At 74.1% G+C, this 3408-nt stretch carries 3 protein-coding genes; 1 reads left to right on the top strand and 2 read right to left on the bottom strand.

The annotated features are described in order from the left end of the window. Positions 1–240 precede the first annotated feature (240 nt). On the top strand, positions 241–1272 hold the full coding sequence (locus tag F8271_RS30615; RefSeq protein ID WP_151493271.1) for a phosphatase PAP2 family protein: 1032 nt from the start codon (positions 241–243) through the stop codon (positions 1270–1272). A 19-nt stretch (positions 1273–1291) separates the two neighbouring features. Here F8271_RS30615 and F8271_RS30610 read toward each other — a convergent pair whose 3' ends face one another. Then, complete coding sequence (locus F8271_RS30610; protein WP_151493270.1) at positions 1292–2746, bottom strand: PH domain-containing protein; 1455 nt, start codon at positions 2744–2746, stop codon at positions 1292–1294. A 31-nt stretch (positions 2747–2777) separates the two neighbouring features. Next, a complete protein-coding gene (locus F8271_RS30605; protein ID WP_370462004.1) occupies positions 2778–3368 on the bottom strand; it encodes a PH domain-containing protein in 591 nt (196 codons plus the stop codon). Positions 3369–3408 lie beyond the last annotated feature (40 nt).

The raw sequence follows: 3408 nt of genomic DNA, 5'->3' as shown, positions 1-3408 counted from the left end.
ACTCGTCCAACGACGGCGGCAACAACAAGATCTGATCCGGATCGAACCGCCGAAACGTCTTCGCACTACCCACGACTGGTCAACGACCGACCACCCCGAACGAAGCGTTACTGACCCACGCTCCTAGGTGCTCCCCGGACGCGTCGAGCACGCGCCCGCCGATCCGGGCGCACCCATCCCGACCCACCGACGGGTGGTCCCCGTCGGTCGATGCTGTACCCGTCGTTAACCTTGACCGCGATGGCCGTCGTGACTGACCCCCAGCCCCCCGCCCGGACCGACCCGCCCGCGTCGCCCGACGGGGGCCGTCGGCGCATCGTCGCCATGACGGTCTGGGCGGTCGCCTTCGTCGCCGCGTGGCTGGCGATCGGGCTGCCCACCGACCCCGCGTACGCGTTCGTCTGGATCTGGTTGGCGACGATCGCCTGGAACAGCGACCGGCCGTGGCGCAGCCACCTGCGCTTCGCCCGGGACTGGGTGCCGGTGGTGCTGCTGTTCGTCGTCTACAACCTCTCGCGGGGGTTCGCCGACAACGGCGCCACCCCGCACGCGATGGAGCTGATCGTCGCCGACCGGTTCATGTTCGGCTGGGCCACCGGCGGGGAGGTGCCCACCGTCTGGTTGCAGGAGCACCTGTACCGCCCGCAGGTGCACTGGTGGGACGTCGCGGCGAGCTGGGTGTACTTCTCGCACTTCGTGGTGGCGCTGACCGCCGCGGCGGTGCTCTGGCTGCGCGACCGGCACCGCTGGGCCGCGTACATGCGCCGCTGGGGGTTCCTGTGCGCCGCCGGCCTGGTCACCTACTTCGTCTACCCGGCCGCACCGCCCTGGTGGGCCGCCCAGAACGGCCTGCTCACCGAGGTCGCCCGGATCTCCACGCGGGGTTGGAAGGCGTTCGGCATGCACGGCGCCGGCAACGTCCTCAACGCCGGTCAGATCGCCTCGAACCCGGTCGCCGCGATGCCGTCGCTGCACACCGCGTGGGCGCTGTTCGTGGTGCTGTTCTTCCTGACCACCACCCGCCGCTGCTGGTGGCCGCTGCTGCTGGCGTACCCGCTGGCGATGACCTTCACCCTGGTCTACTCCGGTGAGCACTACGTGATCGACGTGCTGGTCGGCTGGGCGTACGTGGGAATCACCTACCTGGTGGTCGGCCTGGCCGAGCGCGGGTGGGCCGCCTGGCGGGCCCGCCACCCGAAACCCGGGACGCAACCGGTCGCGGAGACACCACCGACGCCCACCCCACAGCCGGCGGTCCCCGCCGACCACTGACCCGGCGCCCCGCTGGGCCTCAGCGCAGGCGGGCGGCGTGCGCCCGGGAGGTCAGCTCGGCCGACAGGGCCCACGCCTCGGCCAGGTCGCGGTCCTGGGCGGTGGCGCCGGAGCCGCCGGCGGTGTCCGCGTAGACGGTGGCCAGCCCCAGCCGGCGCTGGACCGGCCCCTGCACCACCCGCACGCTCTGGATCCGCGCGTACGGGACGATCGCCACCTGCCGGGTCAGCAGGCCCGACCGGGTGGCGAAGACCCGCTCGAACAGTCCCGCGCCGAGCGCACGCCGCCCCAGCGGGTGCAGCCAGCGCGTGCGGGGCGGCGGCGGACTCAGCGTGAGCGCGTCGAGGCGTACCCCCGGGAGCACCTCGGCGACGATCGCCGCCGCCGTCGGTAGGTCGCCGACCGGTAGCAGCCGGTCGGGTCGGTTGCGGTCATCGGCCTCGGCGACGGAGTAACCGGCCACCTCCAGGCGCAACCGCAGCCAGCCGTTCACCCGCCACAACAACGGCCAGGTGGCCCGCACGGTCTGCACCCGCTCCAGCGGCACGGTCTGCGCCCGCGTCTCCAGCAGACCGTTGTGCACCCGCAGCGTGGCGCCGTCGCGGCCCAGCCGGAAGTTCCAGTCGTCGAGGACCCGGCGGATCGGTTGCAGCAGCACACCCGCCATCGCGGTCAACGTGCTGGCGACCGCGACGAACGACCACGACCCCGCGGTGAGGAACTGCACCACGACGAAGGCGACACCGAACGGGAGCAGGAACGCCTGCGGGGTGAGTAGTTGACTGACCAGCAGATCCTTGTTACGTACGGCGTGTAGCGGCCGACCGGGCGTGGCCGCCGGAGCCGTCGCGACACCCGGGGCGACCGGGTGCTCCGGCGCGGGTGTCTGCGCCACCCGCCCGGCCAGCGCCAGCAGCCGCCCGCGCAGCCGGGCCGCGTCGGCCACCCCGAGGTACGCCAGCGGCGCCTCGGTCTTGCCCCCGCCGACCACCTCCAGGCGCAGCTCGGCCAGGCCGGTGAGCTGGGCGAGCAGCGGCCGGACCACCTCCACGGCCTGCAACCGTTCCAGCGGGATCGCCCGGGTACGCCGCCAGAGCAGCCCCTCGTACACCCGCAGTTCGCGGCCCACCACGTGGTAGCCGGTGTTGTACCAGCTGATCACCGACAGCACGGTCGCGCCGAGCGCCAGCGCCCCCACCATCGCGGCGAACCAGCCGAAGCCGACCCGGGACAGCGTCGACCAGGACAACCCGGCGATCACCACGACCAGTGACTTGGCCCCGTGCAGCAGTGGGCTGAGGGGGTGCAGTCGTTGCCGTGGCTCGCCGTCGCCGTCGCCCGGTGGCGTCGGCCACGGCGCGGGCGCCCCCGGCGGCACCGGGCCAGGCGGTGCCACACCAGTGGGCAGCGCCGGCCCCGGTGGCGTCGGGCCGGTGGGTGGCACGGTGCTCGGCTCGGCGGGCCCGTCGCTCATCGGCGCGGCCCTCGGCTGCCCGCGCGGGTGCTCACAGGCCCTCCGCCCGGTCCTCGCCGAGCGCGGTGAGCCGGTCGCGCAGCCGGGACGCCTCCGCGGGGCGCAGCCCCGGCACCCGGGCATCGCTGGCCGCCGCCGCCGTGTGCAACTGCACGGTGGCCAGGTCGAAGGCGCGTTCCAACGGCCCGGCGCTGACGTCGATGAACTGCATCCGCGAGTACGGGACGATGGAGAGCCGCCGGACCAGCAGCCCGTGCCGCACCAGCAGGTCGTTTTCCCGTTCGGCGTACCCCCAGGCCCGGACCGCCCGGACGACGGTGATGGCCCGCCACGCGCCGAGCCCCAGCACGACGGCGAGGGCGAGCCCGAACAGCCAGTGCCCGCTCAAGGCCCAGCCGACCGCCGTCACCGCCAGCCCGATGGCGACCACGACCGCCAGCCGGATCAGCTCCACCCAGATCAGGTCGGTGGAGATCGACTGCCAGTGCACCGTGTCCGGCCAGGGCTCCAACGGCCCGCGCCCGACGGATGAGCCCGGGTCGGGCGGCAGGAGGCCGGGTGCCGGCAGGTCGGGCGCGCGATGGTCGGCGGTGGCTGACGGCCGGTGGCCGGGTGGCGGCACCGCGCCCGGCGGCAGCGGGGCGGGCGACGCGACGTCCGCA

Source organism: Micromonospora sp. ALFpr18c (genome assembly GCF_008868155.1).
Taxonomy (GTDB): domain Bacteria; phylum Actinomycetota; class Actinomycetes; order Mycobacteriales; family Micromonosporaceae; genus Micromonospora.
Note: the sequence above shows the minus strand (reverse complement) of the source record. Positions and strands in the feature narration are given on the sequence as shown.

Bases quoted from the DNA above. Each gene is read 5' to 3' on its own strand.
- F8271_RS30615 (WP_151493271.1), top strand. From the start codon at position 241: ATGGCCGTCGTGACTGACCCCCAGCCCCCCGCCCGGACCGACCCGCCC.
- F8271_RS30610 (WP_151493270.1), bottom strand. From the start codon at position 2,746: ATGAGCGACGGGCCCGCCGAGCCGAGCACCGTGCCACCCACCGGCCCG.